17 protein-coding genes are annotated in these 22246 nt (G+C 53.7%); 12 read left to right on the top strand and 5 right to left on the bottom strand.

Features of this window, described 5'->3' with window-relative positions; translation table 11 throughout:
• The first annotated feature begins 61 nt into the window (after positions 1-61).
• The 3 genes from J3P34_RS19055 to J3P34_RS19045 all read left to right on the top strand — a co-directional run bounded on the left by J3P34_RS19055 (position 62) and on the right by J3P34_RS19045 (position 2549).
• Positions 62-514, top strand: coding sequence for a hypothetical protein (locus J3P34_RS19055; protein ID WP_210490176.1), 453 nt, complete (start codon positions 62-64; stop codon positions 512-514).
• A gap of 80 nt (positions 515-594) precedes the next feature.
• On the top strand, positions 595-1020 hold the full coding sequence (locus J3P34_RS19050; RefSeq protein WP_210490174.1) for a hypothetical protein: 426 nt from the start codon (positions 595-597) through the stop codon (positions 1018-1020).
• A gap of 110 nt (positions 1021-1130) precedes the next feature.
• Positions 1131-2549 carry an SDR family oxidoreductase gene (locus J3P34_RS19045; protein WP_210490173.1) on the top strand — a complete coding sequence of 473 codons (1419 nt, stop codon included), beginning with the start codon at positions 1131-1133 and terminating at the stop codon, positions 2547-2549.
• Positions 2550-2606: 57 nt separating this feature from the next.
• On the opposite strand, the gene J3P34_RS19040 is transcribed toward J3P34_RS19045, so the two are convergent.
• On the bottom strand, positions 2607-4622 hold the full coding sequence (locus tag J3P34_RS19040) for a cation:proton antiporter (RefSeq protein WP_210490172.1): 2016 nt from the start codon (positions 4620-4622) through the stop codon (positions 2607-2609).
• Positions 4623-4962: 340 nt separating this feature from the next.
• Between J3P34_RS19040 and J3P34_RS19035 the strand changes: the two genes are divergently transcribed.
• The 4 genes from J3P34_RS19035 to J3P34_RS19020 all read left to right on the top strand — a co-directional run bounded on the left by J3P34_RS19035 (position 4963) and on the right by J3P34_RS19020 (position 9339).
• Entirely contained in the window at positions 4963-6282 is a 1320-nt protein-coding gene (locus tag J3P34_RS19035; RefSeq protein ID WP_210490171.1) for a gluconate:H+ symporter, read from the top strand.
• Positions 6283-6502: 220 nt separating this feature from the next.
• The gene (locus J3P34_RS19030; protein WP_210490170.1) at positions 6503-7537 is read left to right on the top strand and encodes a hypothetical protein; all 1035 of its coding nucleotides are present in this window, start codon (positions 6503-6505) and stop codon (positions 7535-7537) included.
• A 398-nt stretch (positions 7538-7935) separates the two neighbouring features.
• Positions 7936-8631: a DsbA family oxidoreductase gene (locus J3P34_RS19025; protein WP_210490169.1), complete on the top strand. Its 696-nt coding sequence runs from the start codon at positions 7936-7938 to the stop codon at positions 8629-8631.
• Positions 8632-8658: 27 nt separating this feature from the next.
• Positions 8659-9339: a type 1 glutamine amidotransferase domain-containing protein gene (locus J3P34_RS19020; protein WP_210490168.1), complete on the top strand. Its 681-nt coding sequence runs from the start codon at positions 8659-8661 to the stop codon at positions 9337-9339.
• Positions 9340-9463: 124 nt separating this feature from the next.
• On the opposite strand, the gene J3P34_RS19015 is transcribed toward J3P34_RS19020, so the two are convergent.
• Positions 9464-12037 carry a glycoside hydrolase family 3 C-terminal domain-containing protein gene (locus J3P34_RS19015; RefSeq protein ID WP_210490167.1) on the bottom strand — a complete coding sequence of 858 codons (2574 nt, stop codon included), beginning with the start codon at positions 12035-12037 and terminating at the stop codon, positions 9464-9466.
• A 478-nt stretch (positions 12038-12515) separates the two neighbouring features.
• Between J3P34_RS19015 and J3P34_RS19010 the strand changes: the two genes are divergently transcribed.
• The 3 genes from J3P34_RS19010 (at position 12516) to J3P34_RS19000 (ending at position 14931) form a co-directional block, all read left to right on the top strand.
• Positions 12516-13157 carry a helix-turn-helix domain-containing protein gene (locus J3P34_RS19010; protein ID WP_210490166.1) on the top strand — a complete coding sequence of 214 codons (642 nt, stop codon included), beginning with the start codon at positions 12516-12518 and terminating at the stop codon, positions 13155-13157.
• Between the two features lie 150 nt (positions 13158-13307).
• On the top strand, positions 13308-14270 hold the full coding sequence (locus J3P34_RS19005; protein WP_210490165.1) for a hypothetical protein: 963 nt from the start codon (positions 13308-13310) through the stop codon (positions 14268-14270).
• A 205-nt stretch (positions 14271-14475) separates the two neighbouring features.
• Entirely contained in the window at positions 14476-14931 is a 456-nt protein-coding gene (locus J3P34_RS19000; RefSeq protein ID WP_210490164.1) for a NanQ anomerase/TabA/YiaL family protein, read from the top strand.
• 91 nt (positions 14932-15022) lie between these two features.
• Here the strand turns inward: J3P34_RS19000 and J3P34_RS18995 are convergent, their stop codons facing one another.
• Genes J3P34_RS18995 through J3P34_RS18985 form a run of 3 tightly spaced genes read right to left on the bottom strand, consistent with a single transcriptional unit; the run spans position 15023 to position 17940 of the window.
• Positions 15023-15703, bottom strand: a complete 681-nt coding sequence (locus tag J3P34_RS18995) for a TetR/AcrR family transcriptional regulator (RefSeq protein WP_210490162.1) — start codon at positions 15701-15703, stop codon at positions 15023-15025.
• Between the two features lie 13 nt (positions 15704-15716).
• Positions 15717-16349, bottom strand: a complete 633-nt coding sequence (locus J3P34_RS18990; RefSeq protein WP_210490161.1) for a carbonic anhydrase family protein — start codon at positions 16347-16349, stop codon at positions 15717-15719.
• Between the two features lie 25 nt (positions 16350-16374).
• A complete protein-coding gene (locus J3P34_RS18985) occupies positions 16375-17940 on the bottom strand; it encodes a SulP family inorganic anion transporter (RefSeq protein WP_210490160.1) in 1566 nt (521 codons plus the stop codon).
• Positions 17941-18345: 405 nt separating this feature from the next.
• On the opposite strand from J3P34_RS18985, the gene J3P34_RS18980 reads away from it, so the two are divergent.
• Together J3P34_RS18980 and J3P34_RS18975 are read left to right on the top strand one after the other, a co-directional pair.
• Complete coding sequence (locus tag J3P34_RS18980) at positions 18346-19458, top strand: porin (RefSeq protein WP_210490158.1); 1113 nt, start codon at positions 18346-18348, stop codon at positions 19456-19458.
• Positions 19459-20034: 576 nt separating this feature from the next.
• Positions 20035-22083: a S9 family peptidase gene (locus tag J3P34_RS18975; protein ID WP_210490157.1), complete on the top strand. Its 2049-nt coding sequence runs from the start codon at positions 20035-20037 to the stop codon at positions 22081-22083.
• Positions 22084-22246 lie beyond the last annotated feature (163 nt).

Here is a 22246-nt window from a genome sequence, read left to right as displayed (position 1 = left end):
AGGCATTGACAGAGAAGCCGAAAACTGCCTATTGAAAGAGCAGGCACTATACCCGATTCTTATGAAAAAGATTGTACTTGCCTTAGCCTTCCTGATCCTGGCCACCACTGCTTACAGCCAAACTCCTGTCACTCCTACGCCTACCCAAGGAGCTTCCAAATACACGAAAGCGTATTACTTAGAGAAAAGGGAAGCGAACATGGTGAGAGGCTGGATTCTTACTCCAACCGGGGCTGTACTCATGGGGCTCAGCTTTGCTTTGGCTTGGAATGATGCAGCTACCAGTATTACTTCATTAGGAACGCAAAAGTCCAACAATGGCGCTACTTCGGGAATAATGGCAGTAGCTGGGGTAGCAGGAGTAGTGATAGGTACTATCTCTTTTATCTCGGCCGGGCAAAACAAAAGAAGGGCAAGGTCTATGGCGGTAGGTTATGAACAGGTTCCCCTACCGCAACAGGGCGGTTTGATGACCAAAGCGGTCCCTGCAGTGGGCTTAAAGGTTGCTTTTTGAAGGTCCCACCTCCGAGAAAACATACAACAGAGAAGCCGAAAACTGCATTTTGAAAGAGTAGGCACTTGAAAATAGCAACCATGAAACTCACCATCTTTTCTCTGGCACTTCTCTTTCTGACTACTACATCCTACGGTCAAGTTCAAAAAGGAAGGACGCCTGCTCAGGAGTATTATTTACAAAAAAGTAAATCACACAGGTCTAGCGGCTGGGCCCTTTCCGGAATTGGTTTAGGATTGATGACCGCAGGGGTAGTAATCGCCACAAGTAGCGCCTCCCTCTTTGGTAGCTCCGGAAATGGGGATGGTGATATTTTATTTGGGGGCATACTGGCCACTACTGGGCTTGTCTCCCTGATTGGCGGAGGCATTTCCTTTATTTCGGCCGGACACAACAAAAGAAAGGCCATGTCTCCCGAGTTCAGCCATACGCCAATTCCCTTACCACAACAGGGAACCCTGATGAGCAGGTCGGTACCAACTTTGGGCCTTAAAGTCACCTTTTAAGTTTATAACCGGCCCATCTACCATACCTTAGTCCTTCTGATACCACACCCCAGAACAAATGCGGAACCAGGCTGTTACAAAGCAGGACATTTTCTGATTCAGCCACCGCCATGAAGATCTTGCTTACCGGCACCACGGGGTACATCGGGCAGAGCCTGCTGCCGGCGCTGTTGAAAGACGGCCATGAAGTGGTGTGCTGCGTGCGGGACCGGAACCGGTTTGATGAGGGCAAGTACGCCTCTGAAAAGCTGCAGGTCATTGAGGTAGACTTCCTGGATCAAGCCTCGCTGGTGGTGATTCCAGATGACATTGAGGCGGCCTATTACCTTATTCACTCCATGGCCGCCGAGGGTGAGGATTTTGAGAAGCTGGAGCGCACCACGGCCCTTCATTTCAGGGACAGAATCCAGAAAACAAGCGCAAAACAGGTTATCTACCTGGGCGGCATCACCAATGACCAGCACCTATCCAAGCACCTGCAATCCAGGAAAAAAGTAGAGGGAATTCTGGCCTCGGGCAGGTATCACCTGACTACGCTGCGCGCCGGCATCATCCTGGGCTCGGGCAGCGCCTCTTTTGAGATCATGCGAGACCTGGTGGAGAAACTGCCTATCATGATCGCGCCCAAATGGCTCAACACCAAATCGCAGCCTATTGCCATCAGGAACGTGATTGAGTACCTCAAAGGCGTGTTAGGCCAGGAAGAACTCTACGACCAGAGCTTTGACATTGGTGGCCCCGATGTGCTCACGTACAAAGAAATGCTGCTGGGCTTTGCGAAGGTACGGGGGCTCAAGCGCACCATTCTCACCGTGCCGGTCATGACCCCCAAACTCTCCTCGTACTGGCTGTATTTTGTCACTTCCACCTCGTACACGCTGGCCACCAACCTGGTGCAGAGCATGCGCGTGGAAGTCATCTGCCAGGACAACCGGCTCCAGGAATTTTTGAAGATCACGCTGCTACCCTATGACACCGCCATCAAACTGGCTTTTGACCGCATCCAGAACGAGGGCGTGATAGCCAGTTGGAAAGACGCTTTGTCCAGCAACGTGCTCAATGAGGGAATCTCCAAGCTGCTCACTGTGCCCACCTTCGGGTGCTTCACTGATAAACGCGAGGCCGAAGTAACCCAGGTAGACAAATCGGTGCACAAGATCTGGTCCATCGGGGGCGAGAACGGCTGGTACTACGCCAACTGGCTCTGGCAACTGCGCGGGTTTATTGACAAGCTGTTCGGAGGGGTGGGTTTGCGGCGCGGCCGGAAAAACAGCACCATGATCCATGCCGGAGAATCACTGGATTTCTGGCGCGTGCTCTACGCCGACCGCGAAGAGAAACGGCTTTTGCTCTACGCCGAGATGAAGCTTCCCGGCGAGGCTTGGCTAGAGTTCAAGATCATCGGGCAGACGCTTTACCAGACCGCTACCTTCCGGCCGCTGGGCTTATGGGGCCGGTTGTACTGGTACTCAGTGCTGCCGTTTCACGCCTTTATTTTCAGCAACATGCTCAAACGGATCGCCGCCTGAACAAGTCTCGCCGTTTTAAGCCGGATTTGAGAAAAACAGGCCCAAAGCTACTTGGGCTTATTTCTGTTCTGGGTACAGAATGGCGTAACTCACGTCCTGGAAATAGCGGGAAAGGTAGCGGGGCACCACGTTGAACTCGGGCCGGTAAGAGACCGTGTGCGGCCGCCCCAGCACCACGGTGAACAAATCATTTTTGGTGATATCCTTGGCCAAGGACGGGAAATTGTCCCAGTTCTCATACAGCTCGTAGCTGATGTTTACGGTATAGCGGTCCTGGTCCTGCACAAAGTTCTCCAGCGTCTGTAAGGTCGCTTTCGCGCCCAAGATCCTGATTCGGGCGCCGGCTCCCTTGGCGAGCTGCAGAATGGTGTTCACCCAGAATGGGAACCCGGCCTCCCGCTCAGAGTTGCGGGGCACCACCACAATAATGGTCTGGATGGTATTTAAAGGGTCGCAGAATTTACAGAAGATGGTCTGCACGGTGGTGTGATTTACCACCCGGTTCAGGATACTGCCCCAAAACCACTCGCGGGCACTGAGCTTGCCGTTCCAGGCCATCACCACCTCGGTGATCCGGAGCTCCCGCACCGCCCTGATGATGCCGTTGCCTACGTTAATATCCACCCGGTACACCGGCCGTATCAGGTCAGGGTCCTCAGTCACTTCATGGATCACGGAGGTAACATCGCGCTGGTGCAGTTTGATCTTATCCTCGGGGTTATGGTGCTCTGAGACCACCACCAGCGGCATCAGCGGCTCCGGGGCAATGGGGTTCTTGATGAGCAAAGAGAAATCCAGCAAGCGCTTCAGGTGCTCCATGTTCTCTACCGGAATCAGGATCCGCTCGTCGCCCTCGGTGCCTTCGGGTACTTTATCGGCCATCGCGATGGCAATCTTCCGGCCGGCTTTTTCGGCCACAATGCTACTGATGAGGCAGGAAACCAGAATGAGCAGGATGGTGCCGTTCAGAGCCCTTACGTCCAGAATCTTGAGGTTATACCCAATGAGCACTACCGCAATGGTAGCCGCCGCATGGGCACTGCTCATACCAAAAATCAGCCTGCGCTCATCCGGGTCGAACCCATAGATTTTCTGCGTCAAAAAGGCAGCCAGCCATTTCCCCGCGAAGGAGATGACAATGATCACGGCCGCCACAAACAAAGCCTCGGGACCTTCCAGCAGCACCCGCACGTCTACCAGCATGCCCACACTGATGAGGAAAAACGGGATGAACAGGGTATTGCCCACAAACTCGGTGCGGTGCATCAACGGCGAGGCCCTGGGAATGAGCTGATTCAAGGCCAGACCTGCCAAAAACGCCCCAATGATCGGCTCGGCCCCGGCCAAATGCGCCATGAACCCCGACAGAAACACCACTGCCAGCACAAACAAATACTGCGCGTTGCCTTCACCCTCCAGCGCCCTGAAAAACCAGCGGCTGATGCGGGGCACGCCCCATAGCACCACAAACACAAACAAGGCCTGCTGCGCCGCAAACTGCACCCAGAACAAAGGCGACAGATCTGGTTTCTGCAGGTTGGTGACCACCGCCAAAATGATGAGAACGGCGGCATCGGTGATGATGGTACCGCCCAGGATCAGGGTCATGGTTCGGTGCTGCGTGATGCCCAGCCGCCCGATGATGGGGTACGCCACCAGCGTATGCGTAGAGAACATACTGGCCAGCAGAAACGCCGAGAGCGGACTATACCCCAGCACAAAGCGGGCGCCCAGGAATCCCAGAATCAGCGGGATAATGAAGGTGAGCGTCCCGAAGACGATGCTCTTGTTCTTGTTTTCCCGGAAATCGTCCATGTCCATCTCCAGACCGGCCAGGAACATGATGTACAGCAACCCGATGGTACTGAAAAGCACCACGCTTTCGTCACGCTCCAGCACGCCCAATCCGTGCGGTCCCAGCAGCACCCCAGACAAGATGAGGCCCAGGATACCAGGAATCCCCATTTTGTTGAACAGCATGGGCGAAAACAGAATCACCAATAGGATGACCGCAAACACCAAAACCGGGTCTTGAAGGGGAAGTTTGAACAGCGACAAGGACAATAAGACCATTCTGGTATAGCTCAAGGAATAAATTACAACTAGGTACGGCCCATCTCTACGGATGTTCCTGCCCTTCTCATGCCCTTACTTGATCTGCAGGAACTAGTTCTGGCAACTGCCCTGCTACCCTGCATTATCCGTACATTTTCAGAAAACAAGGTAAAAACCGATCCCGCAAACACTTCTCCGGTGCAACACGCCCAAACTCCATGCGGCAGGTACCCGAAACTTTTCTACATTTAAGAAGCCAATTATGCCCTCTACAGGCTCCCTGGCCCAACGCTTTTCTCTGCGTACGTTTACCGCCTTTTTTCCTGAAAACGCCTTAAAACCAAACCGCCCCAGGCCTATGCCCCTCCTGCTGATTGCCCTTGCCGTGCTTGCCTTGCTCGTTCTGATGATTGTCTTCCGGCTCAATGCCTTTCTGGCCCTGATTCTGGTAGCCTTAGGCTTAGGCATTGCCGAGGGGATGCCCGTGAAAGACGCCATTACCTCGGTACAGAACGGGATCGGTAGCACGCTGGGCTCCATTGCCTTGATCATTGGTTTCGGGTCCATGCTGGGCAGCCTGATTTCTGACAGCGGCGCGGCGCAACGTATTTCTTTGAGTTTGATCAAAAAGTTTGGAGTGCGGTACATCCAATGGGCCATGATTCTGACCGGGTTTGTGGTAGGGTTGCCCATGTTCTACAATGCCGGCTTCATTCTGCTCATTCCGCTGGTGTTCAGTATTGCGGCGTCTACGGGGCTGCCGCTTTTGTTTGTGGGTATTCCTATGGCGGCGGCGCTGTCCGTGACCCACGGGTATCTGCCTCCGCACCCCGGCCCCACCTCCATCGCGGTTATCTACAAAGCTGATATGGGCCTCACGCTGATCTACGGCCTCATCATCGCGGTGCCTGCCATCATCCTGGCCGGACCTATCTTCACCCGCTTTCTTTCAAGGTTCAAGGCCGCGCCGCCCGCTGGCTTGGCGCCCCCCAGAATCTTCACCGATGAAGAGATGCCGGGTTTCGGGGTGAGTTTCTTTACGGCCGTTTTCCCGGTGCTGCTCATGGCGCTGGCCACCCTGGCCAACGCGGTGCTACCAGAAGCCTCCGTTCTGCGCCAAACCCTGGACTTTGTGGGCGATCCCGCCATTGCCCTGCTCCTCTCGGTTTTCCTGGCCATCTACACGCTGGGCCTGAACCGGGGTCGCAAGATGGATGATATCATGGCGGTGCTCTCGGGCTCAGTGAGCAGCGTGGCCATGATCATGCTCATCATTGGGGGCGGCGGCGCTCTCAAGCAGGTATTGGTAGACAGCGGCGTAGGCGATTATATCACGACGCTGGTCAAAGACATGGCACTTTCACCTTTGGTGCTGGCCTGGAGCGTGGCGGCCCTTTTGCGGGTTTGCCTGGGCTCGGCCACGGTGGCGGCCATCACCACGGCGGGCATCACCTTACCCGTCATTGCGGCCACCGGCGTCAGCCCCGAGCTCATGGTCCTGGCCACCGGCGCGGGCAGCCTCATGTTCTCGCACGTGAACGACCCCGGCTTCTGGATGTTCAAAGAATATTTCAGCCTCAGCATCCCCGATACCATTGCCACCTGGTCCATCATGGAAACCCTGGTCTCGGTCATTGGTCTGCTGGGCGTGCTGGCCTTGAACGCTTTTGTGATTTAATAGCCCGTGGAGGAAGTCCGTTTCAGACCTGAATTCTTGAATTTGGGCCTGAAACGGGAGCAGGAACAGCCTCGTCTTTTTGCTTTCAGATGGCTGCCGCTGGAGATGCATGGCTGTGCGTTGCCAGGAACCCAGGGTTCCACTATCTTTGGTAAACCTTACCTGCGCTGAGGAACATTTGCCCTCTCCTGCGTAGCCGCTTTTTGCTTTTTACACCCAAATGAGACATCTTCTTCCCGGCGCCTTTGTTGCGCTTCTGGTGCTGCTTTCCTTTTCCGCGTTCAGTCAAAATACAGCTTCCGTGCAGGCTGAGCCCAAGGGCGGCCTCAATGCCCTAGCGCTGAAATACTTTAAAATCAGGTTCACCAAAGAGCAGCGCAAAAAGTTGGAGGGCAAAGAGATTGAATTCATCTTCGCGATTGATCAGGAAGGCGTGCCTACGCTGGAAGCCATTCACGGGGTTTCTGAACAGGATATCTTAGACAGTTTACAGGCCACTTCGGCCAAGCTGCCCGGGTTCATTCCGCAGGAAGTGAATGGCCAGAAACAAGCCTCCATCTACTATTTCAAACTCCGGTACCCCACCTACGGCAATCTGAGCGGCGGTAACGGGTACCAGGAGGCCATCAGGTACAACGAGACGAAGTACGAAGACTTTGCCTACATCCATAAATCGGGGCAACGGCTGGACATTGTCTTCGGGGGCATGGCCAATGCCTTTATAGGCAAGGCCGGCGATTACCTGAGCCCGGGCGGCGGTATGAAGACTGAGATTCTCTACAGAGGCAAGAACGGTTTTGGCGGAGGGTTATTGATGAGTTTCTACGGAAACAAACTTAAGCAGGACTACCCTATTGCCTCAGACCGGGAACAGAACACCGCCCCACCTACCCTCCTCCTGGGCGTAGGCTTGAACAAGGCCTTGATGGCGAAGGAAAGAAAGGAGTTCCTGGTACAACTGGAGCTGAACTATGCCATCCAGAACGTTACCGTCAAAGAAGGAAACAACGATAAAGACTGGACCCAACTCCAGGGCTTCAGCCCCGGGCTGGTAGGCCATTACTTCTTCCAGGTAGGCAAACCCAAAGCTTACTATTACTACGGCGCGCCTTCTGTTTATGTCAATTACCTGAATGTGCACGCGGGCATCAGACCGGTTTTCTTTAACCTCAAAGAAGCCACCGGCGTCATGCTGGAACTAGGCTTTTCTTTCCGGCTGGGTTGCCACGGCGTGGATGAATACCAGATAAAATAAGCAGATCCCGTAGCCCTGCTCCGCAGGCAAACTCCCTAGACCGTTTCCTAGACAGCGCTCTGCTGCTGATTCCCGGCTTTTTCGCCTGACAAAACCGACCATCTTCTGCGCGGTTCACAGCCATGTGCCCTTTTGGCAGTCCTCTGGTTTCCTGAAAGATACCTGAGGTTTCGCTTGCTCTTTCTCACCTAAAAAGCGCCACTAGCTGCTTTCAAGGCCTTTCTCTACGCAGAACCAACTGGTCCCTATAGCGGTCGTGGAATCCGCCCTGAGGCTTTAGGAACATTTAGGCAGGTTCTTAGTATAAAATTTGATGCAACAGCCTGGGCATCGGCAGTGAGGAAGTGATTATCCTTCTAAAGCCGGGCCCTGAGTTTTCACCAGAAAAGAAGAGAAAGATGAAAGTAGAAATATGGTCAGATGTGGTTTGCCCTTTCTGTTACATAGGCAAACGCAGGTTTGAAAAGGCGCTGGAAGATTTTCCGGGCAAAGGCAAGGTAGAGGTGGTGTGGCGCAGTTTCCAGCTGGACCCTGATCTGAAGTTTGTGCCCGGGCAATCGGTACACGAGTATTTGGGCAAGCGGAAAGGCTCCAACGCCGCCGAGGGCAAGAAAATGAACGACTACATGGCCCAGATGGCCAAAGAAGTGGGCCTGGACTATGACTTCGACAAGGCCATCATCAACAACACTTTTGACGCGCATCGGCTTCTGCACCTGGCCAAAAAGAACGGCAAGCAGGACGAAATGAAAGAAAGGCTGTTCGCCGCTTACTACACCCAGGGCAAAAACGTGGGCGACCTGGATACCCTGGTGCAGTTGGGCGAGGAAGTGGGCCTGAACGGAGCCGAAATCAGGGAAACCATGCAAAGCGACACCTACGCCCAGGAAGTGCAACAAGACATGTACGAGGCGCAACAGGTGGGCGTAAGAGGCGTGCCTTTCTACGTCTTCAATGACAAATACGCCGTCTCTGGGGCGCAACCCTCAGAGCTGTTCCGGGAAGTCCTGGATAAGGTGTGGGAAGAGGAAAAGCCGCAGCTGATTTCCGGCGAGGGCGCAGGCTTCTGCACCCCAGACGGCATCTGCGAGTAGTTTTTAGGCCATTTTAAGGTAAACGACATGAAAGTACTATTTGTATTGACCTCGCACAGTGAGTTGGGCAACACCGGCGAGAAAACCGGTTTCTGGATCGAGGAATTCGCCGCGCCCTACTACGTATTCAAGGATGCCGGCGCCGACATCACCCTGATTTCTCCCAAAGGCGGACAGCCTCCCATTGACCCCAAAAGTGATGCCCCCGAGAACCAGACTGAGGCGACCAAGCGGTTCAAAGGAGATGAAGCTTTGCAAACGCTGCTGGCCAACACCAAAAAGGTATCAGAGGTATATGCCCAGGACTTTGACGCGGTGTTCTACCCCGGCGGCCACGGTCCGCTCTGGGACCTGTACGAGAGCCCCGAGTCTGTGCAGCTGATTGAGGATTTCTGGAAAAGCAAGAAGCCGGTAGCGGCGGTATGCCACGCCCCGGCGGTGCTACTCAACGTGAAAGACGAAAACGGCCAGCCGCTGGTAAAAGACAAGAACGTGACCGGTTTCGCCAACACCGAGGAAGAAGCCGTGGGCCTCACCCAAGTGGTGCCTTACCTCCTGGAAGACGAGCTCAAAAACAAAGGCGGCCGCTACTCCAAAACCAGTGACTGGGGCGTACACGTGGTGCAGGATGGCCTACTGATCACCGGCCAGAACCCGGCCTCGTCTGAGGAAGCCGCCCACCGTTTGCTGCAACTTCTAAGAAAATAGCCCCTAAACGGCTTTAAGCCGGCAAACCCTTACAGGCAGGTTTCCGGCCGAGCTTGGAAGTTTAAAAAGAAGAGGCCTTCTCCAACACGTTTGGAGAAGGCCTCTTCTTTTTAGGTATTATATCTTACTTCAAAGCGAGAGTTCCTTCCACGGTCTTCTTGCTCTTTTTGGTAGCTGCATCGGGTTGGCCTCCGCCCACGCTGATCTGCACATTACCCGGCACGTGTTTGGCAGTACCATCTGAGGCAATCAGAGCCAGGTCCTGCGGCCGAAGCTCAAAGGTGACCTCCTTGCTTTCGCCGCGTTTGAGTGAAATCCGCTGGAAACCTTTCAGGGCTTTGAGAGGCGTTCTGAAGCCATTTTCCTGGCGTGTAAGGTACAGCTGCACCACTTCATCGCCGTCCATTTTCCCGGAGTTAGTCACGCGCACGCTCACCTTTACCGGGCTGTTCACTTTACTGTCTTTGGGCAGGTCCAGTTTGTCATACGTGAAGGTGGTGTAGCTCAGGCCATGCCCGAAACCATACAGCGGTTGCCCTTTGAAGTAGCGGTAGGTGCGGTTCTCCATAGAGTAGTCGCCAAAGCCTGGCAGATCTGCATCGCTTTTGTAGAAGGTCACCGGCAGGCGGCCCGCCGGATTGTAGTCCCCGAACAGTACATCGGCGATAGCCGTACCCGCACTCTGCCCCGCGTACCACGCGTTCACAATGGCCGGAATGTTCTGGGCCTCCCACGGAATAGCAATGGCGCTACCGGTCATCATCACAAACACCACGGGCTTGCCGGTGGCTTTGAGTTCTTTCATGAGATCGGTCTGTACTTTGGGCAACAGGATGGAGGTGCGGTCGCCGCCGTTGAAGCCGGGCTCGTTCACCTTCATTTCCTCGCCCTCCAGCTGCGGCGAAATACCGCCCACGTAGATGAGGACATCGGCGTCTTTCACGCGGTTGGCCAAGGCTTTGAAGTCTGATTTGGCGAAGTTACCGGCCCGCAGTTGCACCGATGCTTTGCCGCCGTCCTGGTTGTATTCCAGCACCAAGCGGTAAGTTTTGCCCTGCTGGGTAGCCAGTTTGTAGGATTTGGCGCCCCAGCGGTTGCGGGTCCAGGCGTTGAGTTGCTCTTTGCCATCAACCAGCAGGCGGTAACCGTCATCGCCTTCAACTTCTAAGGTGATGGAGCCGGTGGTTTTGGCGGTGAAATCTGTGGTGTAACGGGCCGAGAAGTTATAGGCTTTCATGGTGCCCACCACGGTCTCGCCTTCCTGCCAGAAGTTGTTGATCTCACCTTCCTGGCGGGTGGCTACGGGCTGGCCTTTCAGCTCCATGTTGTTGAAGTACTCGGCTTTCACACCGGGCTTGCCTTCAAAACTCAGCTGGGATTTGATCTCGGTGTAAACAAGCAGGGTGTCTTTGGTGAAGGTAGAAGCGCGTTCGTACACTACCTGCGTACCGGTGCCCACCTTGTTTCTGATGCCCTGCAGCGCGGTCACAATCTCAGAAGGAATTCCGTTGTAGTTTCCCAGCACGGCAATCGGGTTATCCGCGTTCGGCCCGATCACGGCAATCTTCTTCAGGTTCTTTTTGAGCGGCAGCGTGTTCTTGTCGTTTTTCAGGAGCACCATGGACTGCTGCGCCATTTTGAGCGAGTGGGCTTTGTGTGTGGCGCTTTCCAGCACGTCGGGCGAGGTCTGCGCGTATTTCACCAGGGCGGCCGGGTCAAACATGCCCAACCGAAACCGGATGGTGAACAAACGCTTCACGGAGACATCAATCATGCGCTCGGTGATCTTGCCGTCTTTCACGGCCTGCACCAGGGCTTTGTAGGCATCGGTGCCGCAGTCAATGTCAGTGCCGTGCATCACGGCATCCGCTGAGGCGGAGGCGGCATCCGGGTGGGTTTTGTGGTTCTTGAAGAAATCATCGATGGCCCAGCAGTCGGAGGTGACATAGCCGGTGAACTGCCACTGGTTGCGCAGGATGTCGTTCATGAGCTCGTCTGAGCCGCAGCAGGGCTGTCCTTTGTAGGCGTTGTAGGCGCACATGACACCGGCCACCTTGGCGTTCACCACCAGTTCCTGGAAGGCGGGCAGATAAGTATCCCATAAATCATAAGGGGTGGCGGTGGCGTTGAACACGTGGCGCTCGGGCTCGGGGCCGCTGTGCACGGCATAGTGCTTCGCGCAGGCCGCGGCTTTCAGGTATTTGGGGTCATCGCCCTGCAGACCGCGCACAAACGCCCGGCCCAGCATGGCCGTCAGGAACGGATCCTCGCCGTAGGTTTCCTGTCCGCGGCCCCAGCGCGGATCCCGGAAGATGTTGATGTTGGGCGTCCAGTACGTCAACCCCACGTAGCGCTGACCCGATTTCCCTTCTTTGATGGCTTTGTTGTAGATGGCGCGGCCTTCCAGCGCGGAGAAATCGGCCATGCGCTGCAGAGAGGTGGTGTCAAAGGTAGCGGCCATCCCGATGGCCTGCGGATACACCGTCACTTTGTAGGGCGTACGGGCTACACCGTGCAGCACCTCGTTCCACCAGTCATAAGAAGGAATACCCAGGCGGTCGATGGCCGGGGCGGCGTTCAGCATCTGCGCCACTTTCTCTTCCAGGGTAAGGCGAGAAACCAGATCGTTCACCCGGGCCTCAATGGTGAGCGAAGGATTCTGGAACGGATAAGCATATTTTTCTTCTTTTTTCGCCAAGGTGAAGGCTGTTATGCCAACGATGGCACTGAGAAAGACAAAAAGGACCGCTTTTTTCATGAAACAAGGGAGAATTAAGCCAAAAAAGGTTGATTAACCCCTAAGATGGTAATTTTTTCAAAAACTTCCGCCTAAAAAAGAAGGGTATTGCCGGATAGCAAGGCGTGAATCAGCTAAACAGGTAACAAAAATTGAATGTTCCTGATCTGAAAGAACAGGTTACACAGGCAAAAAACCAAGGCCGTTTAAACCCTGTTTTTGGGAAAACACCCCTGGAACGCCGCTGCCAGATTCTTCTGGTTGAGCCCGGTTCTATGCTGATCAGGCTTTGGCGAATGGACCTGCGCTTTCTGGGGTTCTGGCATCTTCAATGCCCTGTAACCATTCACGTAAAAGAATTACCTTCGTGTAACCGGTTCTTTCTTTTGGCATAAGCCGAAAACGAGGAACTACCGGGACAAAAAGCAACAGCGAACCTATGACCCTGGCGCATAAAATTGTAGGAGAACGAAAGCGCAAAGGCTTGTCGCAGGAAGAACTGGGCGAGCTTTCTCAGATCAGCCTCCGGACCATCCAGCGCATTGAGCGGGAAGAAAGCATTCCCAGAGGCTACACTTTGAAAGCCCTTGCCCAAGCCTTGGACATTCCGCTGAAAGAACTGGCTGGCCCGCCCCCTCCCACTGTCGCCCTGGCCCCAACGCCCGAGGCTGAGCAGTCGCAGTCACCAACAGCTGCAGCTCCTTTTGAAGTAGTCTCCGCCGCTAACCTACAGCAAATCAATCTGGCCTCCTTTGCGTTTCTGCTGTTGCCGTACCTTGGGTTCTTGGTGCCTTTGTGGCTCTGGAAAAAACAAAAAGGGCGGTCTGGGCAGGAGGCTGGCGCCCGTATCATCAACTTCCAGATTATGTGGTGCATTGGCATGCACCTGGGGCTGCTGCTGGCTTTCCTGGTACAGATGATCAGTGCCTATTACTTTCAAGCCAGACCTTCGTTCCTGATCATGGGCACATTCTTCTTTTTCTACTTCCTGAACATTGGCATGATTACGAGGGCGGCTCTTCAACTGCGCAAGGGGCACCAGCAGGTTTTCGCCAAGTGGGACAATCTCTTTCTGTCATAGATTCCAACTTACTTTTATCCCGGTCTTACACCCGCCTTTCTTACGCCAAAAGCCCTTTTTTGATGAATTGGCGTCTTTTTGGCGGTATAATGACGTAAGCCCCTGCCCCTTTTGTGCCTAATCTTGCAGTGTCAATTTACTTACACTGTTATGAAATCACTAAAACGCATTGGGCTTACATTTCTGTTTCTTTTGGTGCTTGGCTCGGTGGGCGGCTGCTTCTACTTCAAAGCCAAATTTAAACCGGCGGCTAACCAACTCAAGGTAGTGCCCCAGTCTGTCTCTATTCCGGTTACCTGGGCGGCCAGCGGCCAAGACCCGTATGCGTACCTGCTGGTGCCTGTCACGCTGGCGGGTTGCCCCAAGACGTTCTACCTGCAATTTGACACCGGCGCCCCCTCTACTCTATTTTACAAAGGCAAGATGGAGGCCATTCAGAAGAAAGGCTTTGCGCTTACGTTTGGCCAGACCGATGACCGGTTACAGCTAAAAGAGATGACGTTCACGGTGGGGGCGCTTCCTGTCACGGCGCAGGAGGTAACGGTTCTGGCCTACGGCGACTCGGTTATTCACTGGAATGACCCCAGTTCCATAGAGGTTATAGGCACCTTGGGCACCGATTTCCTGGAAGGGCACATTGTTGAGCTGGACTACCAGCGCATGACGCTCACCTTGTCTGACCAACTGCCAAACAACCTTGCCCCCGCCTCTCTCCAGCCCTTCACCTTTGACAGCCGCCGCATTTTGTTGCCCTCCCGCATCAACGGCGACGAAACCGAACTCCTGTTTGATTCCGGCTCCAGCACCTATGAACTGCTCACAGACAAAGCTACCTTTGAAAGCTTTGCCCAGCCGGGCCAAACCCAAGACGCCGCGCAGGTGAATTCCTGGGGGAAGACGCTCACTGCCTACACCACTACTACCAACGCTACTGTGGCCTTTGGGCCGGTGCAGCTGCCGCTCAGAAAAGCCACGTACCTTGAAGGGATGAGCTTTATGAATACCATCCTCATGCGCTTCTCCGGCATGGGCGGCATGACAGGCAACAAACTCTTTCTGGGCCACACGCTGTTGCTGGACCTGAAACAGATGAGGTTTGCGGTGCTGAACTAAGGTACTGAGAGGCTCAACTGATTTAGGGCTGTTTTCCTGAAAACAGCTCTAAATCGGGTTTCTCTTGTTGGCCCTTAAGGTAAATTCGTGCAAATTACCAGCGCACTCCCCAGGAGCAATCCAGAACCATGAACAGATTTGCTTTTAAAATAAGCTCGTTCAGTTTTGGATAAGTCGCGGGGAGCTTACCTTATACAACAGAAACATGGTTTTAGACCAACTACAACACGCTTCTCGCTACTACGCCTTACACCCACTTTTCAGGCAAGCCTTTGCATTTCTGCAAGAGGCCGATGTTCAGAATTTACCCACCGGCAAGCATGAGCTGGCCGGCGATGACCTGTTTGCCATTATCTCGGAAGGCCCCGGCGTAGCTCCCGAGGACGCTAAAATGGAAGCGCACCGCAAGTACATAGACATCCAATACATTATCTCGGGCGTGGACCACATGGGCTGGCAGGACCTCTCCGCCTGCGGAGACTCCATGGAACCTTATTCCGCGGAGCGCGACGTGTACTTCTTCCCGGTGAAGCCCAGCAGTTGGTTCGATGTTCCGGCGGGCTTCTTCACCATCTTCTACCCCAACGACGTGCACGCCCCCATGGCTACGCAGGAGGTGATCAGGAAAGTAGTTTTGAAGATTGCCGTAGAGAAGCAGTAGAATGACAAAGCCCCTCTTGCTGATTGCAAGAGGGGCATTTTTTTTAAGTTAAAGAACCAACATCTGGTATCTCAGGAAGTCACCGTTTTGGTTATTTCTGGATGGTTTTCAAGACAAGCTCTGTTAGAAAGTCTACCAGCTGGTCATGCTGCCCAGGGTCCAGGTTGGTGAGCGAGGGCAGGTGCTTGGCAAAGAAAACCTGCCGATGGGCGCTCTCCGAGACCGTAGACACCAACGACGCCGGGTATGGATACTCGGGGTTGATTTCCAGAATGATGCTGGAGATGCGCTTGTTCAGCCTTTTGTAGCTCAGGAAGAAACCTTCCCGGTTGTTCTCATCCACCTCTTTGGTGAGATACACTTTAGCCGACTCAGCGATCACAATCTTCTGAAGCGTGACCTCATCAATGTGGGCGAAATCCATGTCGTTCTCAATACGGCCAGACAGAATCCGGATGGCGATCCGCAGTCTTTCTTCCGGAGAGGCTACATTTGAGGTGGCAAACACCAGGCGGTACTCCAGCCAGCCCCAGTACCATGAGATCAGGTAGACCAGCAGGTTGTACTTGCTTTCAAAGTACCGGTAAATGGTGGCCTCCGTAATACCTGCCCGCTCGGCCAGTTTCTTGAACGTAAAAGCCTCCAGACCCAGCTCTTCCATCAGCTTGATGCCATGTTCAATGATCATCCGGCCTTTTTCAGAGCTTTCCGGGTCTTTGAGGTATACTTTCTCCTCTACTGTTATCTTGATATTAGCCAGCAGATTCTTCATGGTGTGAGTTTCCCTAGGCGACTTCTGCGCTGTAGAACTCTACCGCGCCAGATTTTACATCGTACATGCCACCTACGATGCCAATTTCGCCATTTTTAATCATTTCATTCAAAATTGGGCTTTTTTCTTTGATGAGCTGCACCGCGCGTCTCACATTTTCCTGCGCTACTAATTCAACAAACTCCTTGTTTTTAGAGTTTTTCTCACCCTGGTAATCAATAGCCTCTACAGATGGGGCAATCTTGTTCACCAATCCGGTGAGGTTACCCAATTCTACGTGGTCGCAGGCACCTTTAATGGCTCCGCAGCTGGTGTGCCCTAACACCACAATGAGTTTTGAACCGGCCACTTTGCAGGCAAATTCCATACTGCCCAAGATGTCATCGTTCACTATGTTTCCGGCAATTCTGGCGTTGAAAACATCGCCAATACCCAGGTCAAAAATAAGCTCTGAGGATGTGCGCGAATCTATGCAGCTCAGAATGATAGCGAAGGGATTCTGGCCCTCGGCGGTTTCCTTTACCTGCTGCAAAAGATTACGGTCTTCTCGCTTACTGTTTACAAAGCGGTTATTTCCTTCTTTTAGAATTTCAATGGCATCTGCGGGGGATAGTTTTTGCTGAAGCTCTTTGGTGTATGTTGTCATGTTTATGGTTATTGGTTTATGGAAATTACAAACTTATTTTGGCGCCACTTGCGCGTTGCCGCTCTCCTGCCTCCTTGAATGTAAGGTGGATGTTTTTCTGGTGGGCATTTTCTTTGAAGTCCTGGATTAACTCCTTCACGTCATGGTCTATTACGGCAGATTTGGAATAATCAATCACCAGGTCTGCCCCGTCTGGAATCTTGCGCAGGGCCTGCATGATGTTGCCTTTGTTCAGAAAGGTCACCTCCTCTGCCAGCACCAGGTGGTATTGCTCTTTGCCTTCGGGTGTTTTTTCAGCATGCAACAGGTGAGACACTTCGTAACTGTTCTTCAGGAGGAAGAGCACCGCTACCGCCATGCCAATACCAATACCGGTGAGCAGGTCTGTGAAGACAATAGCAATGATGGTGACAATGAAGGGCAAGAACTGCATCCAACCGGAGCGGTACATACTTTTAAACAAGGCCGGTTTAGCCAGTTTATACCCTACAGTGAGCAAAATGGCTGCTAAACTGGCCAGCGGAATCATGTTCAGCACGCCCGGGATAGAGATCACACAGATCAAAATCAGCACTCCGTGGGTGAAGGCGGCCAGCTTGGTTCTTCCCCCAGACTGGATATTGGCCGAGCTCCGCACAATCACCTGGGTCAGGGGCAGACCGCCCACCAGTCCGGCTACCATGTTGCCCACACCCTGGGCCTTGAGTTCCTGGTTAGCAGGGCTTATTCTCTTGAAAGGGTCTAGTTTATCGGTGGCTTCCAGGCAGAGAAGCGTCTCTAAACTGGCTACCACCGCCAGCGTACCCGCCATGAAAATGACTTCATAGCTGAAGATGCGGCTGAAATCTGGCCGGGTGAATTGCCCAAAGAACCCCGAAATGCTATCTGCGACAGGGAGTGAAACCAGGTGGTTGTCACGCAGCGCCAACTGCGGATAATAGTTCTGGAACAAAAGATTCAGCCCGATGCCCAGCACCACCACTACCAACGGCCCCTGGATGAACTGGAAGATTCTACCCTTTTTGGAAAGCACCTGGTCCCAGAAAATCAGGATACCTAACGAAATCACACTAATGATCACCGCGCCCAGCGACACGAAATTGAGCATATGGATCAGCTCAGAAAAGGTGTTCTGTCCGTCGGGTTGCACAAAGTGCACGTTGCCCTCATAATTACGGTCATACCCAAAGGCATGCGGCAACTGCTTCAGGATGATGATCACCCCAATACCGGCCAGCATTCCTTTGATCACCGAGGTTGGGAAATAATATCCAATGTTTCCCGCTTTAAGAAACCCCAAGGCCAATTGTATGAGCCCGGCCAGGAAAACCGCCGACAGGAAAACTTCAAAACTACCCAGTTGGTCAATGGCGTTAAGCACGATCACGGCCAAACCCGCCGCCGGCCCACTTACCCCCAACTGCGAACCGCTGATCAGACTGACTACCACCCCACCAATGATCCCGGAGATAATACCGGCAAACAAAGGAGCCCCGGAAGCCATGGCAATACCCAGGCACAAGGGAACCGCTACCAGGAAAACGACCACCCCGGCAGGAAAATCGCTTTTGATTTCTTTGAAGCTTAGCATGTCTTTAATACCGTTTTAATGTTTATTAAAAGTACTTTAATGTATATTAAAAGTATTACTATAGCTTATCAAAGTAAAACTATATACCTCAGATTTCCAAGGAAAGTTCAGCCTTTGGTGAAGCAGAATGCCCCCTGGCCACCAAAACGAACATCACGGCCAAAGCAGAATCACTAATTGTTACCGAGGCAGAGAAGAGCCATTAAAATCATCTTGTGGTTCAGCACAAAATGACTGAACTCTGGTTAAAAACCAGAGAACCCTTTTTAAGGCTATTTCCCGGAAAACGGCCATGATTCAAACCTTCTGCAAAGTCACACATCATCTTGCTGCTGTTCCCGTAGCATTAATTTTAGGCCCTCCACTTTGACCCAACCGTACCCAACCCATTCCCTGCCCAAAAACATGAAGACAAAACCCTTGCTGGTATTCCAATGGCTTGCGTTAGGGCTCAGTCTCCTGCTGGGGCAGCCGGCATTTGCGCAGAAAGACAGCACCTGGCTTACACCGCCCGAAGTTTCATTCTCCGGATTTGTGGATGTCTTCTATGCCTATGATTTCAACAAGCCCCAGGAAAACTTCAGGCAGCCATTTCTCTACAACCACAACCGGCACCACGAGGTGAACCTGAACCTGGGGCTGGTGAAGGCGGCAGTAACACACGCGAAGTACCGGGCCAACCTGGCGCTGCAGACGGGAACCTACGCCAATGACAATTACGCCGCAGAACCGGGCGTTTTAAAGAACATCTTTGAAGCCAATGCCGGCCTCTCCCTGAACCCCAAAAACACACTTTGGCTGGATGCCGGTATCTTCTCCTCGCACCTGGGTTTTGAAAGCGCCATTTCCCTGGATAACTGGACGCTCACCCGCTCGCTGGTAGCCGAGAACTCGCCGTACTATTTGGCCGGCGCCAAACTCACCTACAGCCCACACGCCAAACTGGACCTGGTGGCGCTGGTATGTAACGGCTGGCAGCGGATAGAACGCGTTGAAGGCAATTCGCTTCTCTCTTGGGGAACACAGGTCACGTACCGGCCAAATGAGAACACCACCCTCAACTGGAGTACCTTCCTGGGCACAGATACACCCGACTCTACCCGACGCATGCGCTACTTCAATAACCTGTACGGCAAGTTCCAACTCACACCCCGGTTTGGATTGCTGGCTGGTTTTGACCTGGGTTGGCAACAACAAGCCAAAAACAGCTCCCGCTATGACGTGTGGCTCGGTCCGGTACTGATTGGCCGTTATACCCTTACCCAGAAATGGGCCGCCGCGCTCCGGGCCGAGTACTACCAGGACAAAACCGGCATCATCATTCCCACCCAAACGCCCCACGGTTTCAGAACCAGCGGTTTCTCCCTGAACGTGGACTATACGCCCATCCCCCACCTTGCCGCCCGGCTGGAAGGCAGATGGTTCCACAGCCAGGATCCGCTCTTCCGGCAGAACGATGGTTTGACGGATGAGAACGTGTTTGTAGCGGGTTCGCTGGCGGTCAGGTTTGGAAAGTAGAACCGTGGAGGACTTCTCCGCGCCAGATGACCGGGTAAACTAGTGAAAGAGAAAAAGCAGCCAATCCCGGGAGAGATTCTCAACTATCTCTGCTGTTTTAGGCCTGATTCCCTGAAATCAGCCTCAAAACGTTTAACCAGTGGCGTAATCGCCGCAGATTGTACCGCCGGAAATTTCATTTAGGATAAACAATTGTTAACTTAGGTAGCCACTCGCCGCTATCTTTTCATTTTGCCAGATAGCACAAACGCCTCCTATCCCGCGTACTGAGGACCTCCCGCTTTTTCCCTTGATCAGCCATGAAAAGAAGCAGGTTTTTACGCACCCTCCTGGCCGCCACTCCGCTGTTCTCCCTCACTTTCCTGGAACAACCTGCTCCTGATTTAGCCGAAGGGAGAGCCTACCCTGGAACAGATTGCCCAAATTTTTCTCCAGCATGAGACGGAGATTGCAGGCCCCGCGCTGGCGGTAGACTAATCTGTGCGCTACCTGCCACCTGCCCTAATCAGCTCTTCGGTTCCTTTATGAAAGGTATTGCTGCTTGAAACGTGTTTTTCTCCTCAAATCAGAAAAATCATGCAAAAACGTATCCGCTTGTTTCTGGCCTTGATTCCGTTGCTGTTCTACCTTGAACTGGCCGCGCAGAAAACCCAACAGAAGAGCCAGCTGCCCGCGCTCATTGACCGGGAACTCTTCTTCGGGGACCCTGAGATCATCAACGCCCAACTCTCCCCAGACGGCTCCTACATCGCCTTCATCAAACCCTACAAAGGCACCCGCAACATCTGGGTGAAGAAGCGCGAAGAACCTTTCACTGCCGGTAAACCCATGACCGCCGACACCACCCGCCCCATCAATGCCTATACCTGGTCCAGAGACGGGAAAAACCTGCTCTACATCCAGGACAAAGGCGGCAATGAGAACTTCCAGCTGTATGCAGTGCAACCCAGTCAGGCCCCGGCTGCCGGACAGGCGCTGCCCCCCACCCGCGCCCTCACCAATGTGCCCAACGCCCGCGTGATGATCCACCACATGTCCCGGTCAGAGCCCAACATTGTGTACATTGGCCTGAACGACCGCGACAAAGCCTGGCATGACCTTTACCGCCTGGATATTACCACCGGCGAAAAGACCCTGGTGCGGCAGAACACCGACCGCATCACCGGCTGGACCTTTGATTGGAACGACAAGCTGCGGCTGGCTACCCGCTCGGCGCCAGACGGCTCCACCGAGATCCTGCGCGTGGATGACCAGGGCATGAAGTCCATTTACAGCGCCACCGTATTTGAGACCAGTTTTCCCATAGGGTTCCACAAAGACAATAAGCGTTTCTACCTCAGAACCGATGCCGGCAACCGCAACCTGCAGCAACTGATGTTGTTTGACCCCGTCACCTTCAAAGAGGAACTGGTGGAAACCGACCCCAAAAACCAGGTAGATGTAGGCCAGGTGCGTATTTCCGAGGTCACCCACGAGCCCATCTTCATCAGTTACCAGGATGACAAGATGCGCCGCTACTGGAAAGACCAATCCTATGAAAAGAACTTCAGCCCCATAGAGAAAAAGTACGCCGATAGAATGGTTTTCCCCGGCTCGGCTACCCTGGATGAGCAGTACTGGATGGTGCATATCGTCAGTGATGTCAACCCCGAGGAAGTGTACCTGCTGGACCGCAAAACCCAACAACTGACCTTCCAGTACCGGCCTCGGCCTAAGTTACCAGTCAAAGATCTGGCGCCCATGCAGGCCATCCGGTACAAATCATCTGACGGTTTGGAGATTCCCGCGTACCTCACTCTGCCCAAGAACTCTTCAGGTAAAAATCTGCCCCTGATAGTGGTGCCGCATGGCGGCCCCTGGGCGCGTGATATGTGGGGCTACAACAGTTATCACCAGTTCCTGGCCAACCGGGGCTACGCGGTTCTGTCACCCAACTTCCGGGGCTCTACCGGGTTCGGGAAGAAATTCCTGAACGAGGGCAACAACCAATGGGGTCAGAAAATGCAGGACGATATTACCTGGGGCGTGAAACACCTCATTGCGCAGGGCACCGTAGACCCCAAACGGGTGGGCATCATGGGCGTATCGTACGGCGGCTACGCAACTTTGGCCGGGCTGGCGTTTACCCCCGATGTGTATGCCGCCGGGGTTTCCATTGTGGGCCCCTCCAACCTGATAACCCTCCTGAACACCATCCCGCCGTACTGGGAATCTATCAGGAAGATGTTCGCGCACCGCATGGGCGATGCCAGCACGCCGCAAGGCAAAGAACAGCTCATGCGGCAATCGCCGCTGAACTCCGCGGATAAGATCAAGGCTCCGTTGCTGGTGGTGCAGGGCGCCAACGACCCGCGGGTGAACAAAGCCGAGTCTGACCAGATTGTGGTGGCCCTCCGCACGCGGGGCTTCCCGGTAGAGTACCTGGTAGCCCCAGACGAAGGCCACGGTTTTGCTCGGCCGGTGAACAACATGGCCATGCTGGCCGCCGCCGAGAAGTTCCTGGCCAAGCACCTGGGCGGCCGCTACCAGGAATCCATGTCTCCGGCGGTAGCTACCCGCTTGAAAGAAATCACCGTTGACGTGAAAACTGTAGCGCTTTCTTCGCCCAGCACCGCAGAGAAATAGAACAGGTAGGTTATTACCTTTAGTTGAGCCCGGCTTCAGTTTCTATGGGCAGTCTTTCCCACTTGTTAAGGGAAGAATCCTGCTGAGGGAAGTTGGAGCCGGGCTCTTTCATTTTCCCGTTTTTAGGCCGTTTTCTGTAAAACAGCCCCAAAATTGAGTTCTT

The sequence above is a fragment of the Rufibacter aurantiacus genome (assembly GCF_017916345.1).
GTDB lineage: Bacteria > Bacteroidota > Bacteroidia > Cytophagales > Hymenobacteraceae > Nibribacter > Nibribacter roseolus.
The sequence above is the reverse complement of the archived record's forward strand: the minus strand, read 5'-3'. Positions and strand labels throughout refer to the sequence as shown.

Bases quoted from the DNA above. Each gene is read 5' to 3' on its own strand.
- J3P34_RS19025 (WP_210490169.1), top strand. From the start codon at position 7,936: ATGAAAGTAGAAATATGGTCAGATGTGGTTTGCCCTTTCTGTTACATA.
- J3P34_RS19000 (WP_210490164.1), top strand. From the start codon at position 14,476: ATGGTTTTAGACCAACTACAACACGCTTCTCGCTACTACGCCTTACAC.
- J3P34_RS18995 (WP_210490162.1), bottom strand. From the start codon at position 15,703: ATGAAGAATCTGCTGGCTAATATCAAGATAACAGTAGAGGAGAAAGTA.
- J3P34_RS18980 (WP_210490158.1), top strand. From the start codon at position 18,346: ATGAAGACAAAACCCTTGCTGGTATTCCAATGGCTTGCGTTAGGGCTC.
- J3P34_RS19040 (WP_210490172.1), bottom strand. From the start codon at position 4,622: ATGGTCTTATTGTCCTTGTCGCTGTTCAAACTTCCCCTTCAAGACCCG.
- J3P34_RS19055 (WP_210490176.1), top strand. From the start codon at position 62: ATGAAAAAGATTGTACTTGCCTTAGCCTTCCTGATCCTGGCCACCACT.
- J3P34_RS19005 (WP_210490165.1), top strand. From the start codon at position 13,308: ATGAAATCACTAAAACGCATTGGGCTTACATTTCTGTTTCTTTTGGTG.
- J3P34_RS19030 (WP_210490170.1), top strand. From the start codon at position 6,503: ATGAGACATCTTCTTCCCGGCGCCTTTGTTGCGCTTCTGGTGCTGCTT.
- J3P34_RS18985 (WP_210490160.1), bottom strand. From the start codon at position 17,940: ATGCTAAGCTTCAAAGAAATCAAAAGCGATTTTCCTGCCGGGGTGGTC.
- J3P34_RS18990 (WP_210490161.1), bottom strand. From the start codon at position 16,349: ATGACAACATACACCAAAGAGCTTCAGCAAAAACTATCCCCCGCAGAT.
- J3P34_RS19050 (WP_210490174.1), top strand. From the start codon at position 595: ATGAAACTCACCATCTTTTCTCTGGCACTTCTCTTTCTGACTACTACA.
- J3P34_RS18975 (WP_210490157.1), top strand. From the start codon at position 20,035: ATGCAAAAACGTATCCGCTTGTTTCTGGCCTTGATTCCGTTGCTGTTC.
- J3P34_RS19045 (WP_210490173.1), top strand. From the start codon at position 1,131: ATGAAGATCTTGCTTACCGGCACCACGGGGTACATCGGGCAGAGCCTG.
- J3P34_RS19010 (WP_210490166.1), top strand. From the start codon at position 12,516: ATGACCCTGGCGCATAAAATTGTAGGAGAACGAAAGCGCAAAGGCTTG.
- J3P34_RS19020 (WP_210490168.1), top strand. From the start codon at position 8,659: ATGAAAGTACTATTTGTATTGACCTCGCACAGTGAGTTGGGCAACACC.
- J3P34_RS19035 (WP_210490171.1), top strand. From the start codon at position 4,963: ATGCCCCTCCTGCTGATTGCCCTTGCCGTGCTTGCCTTGCTCGTTCTG.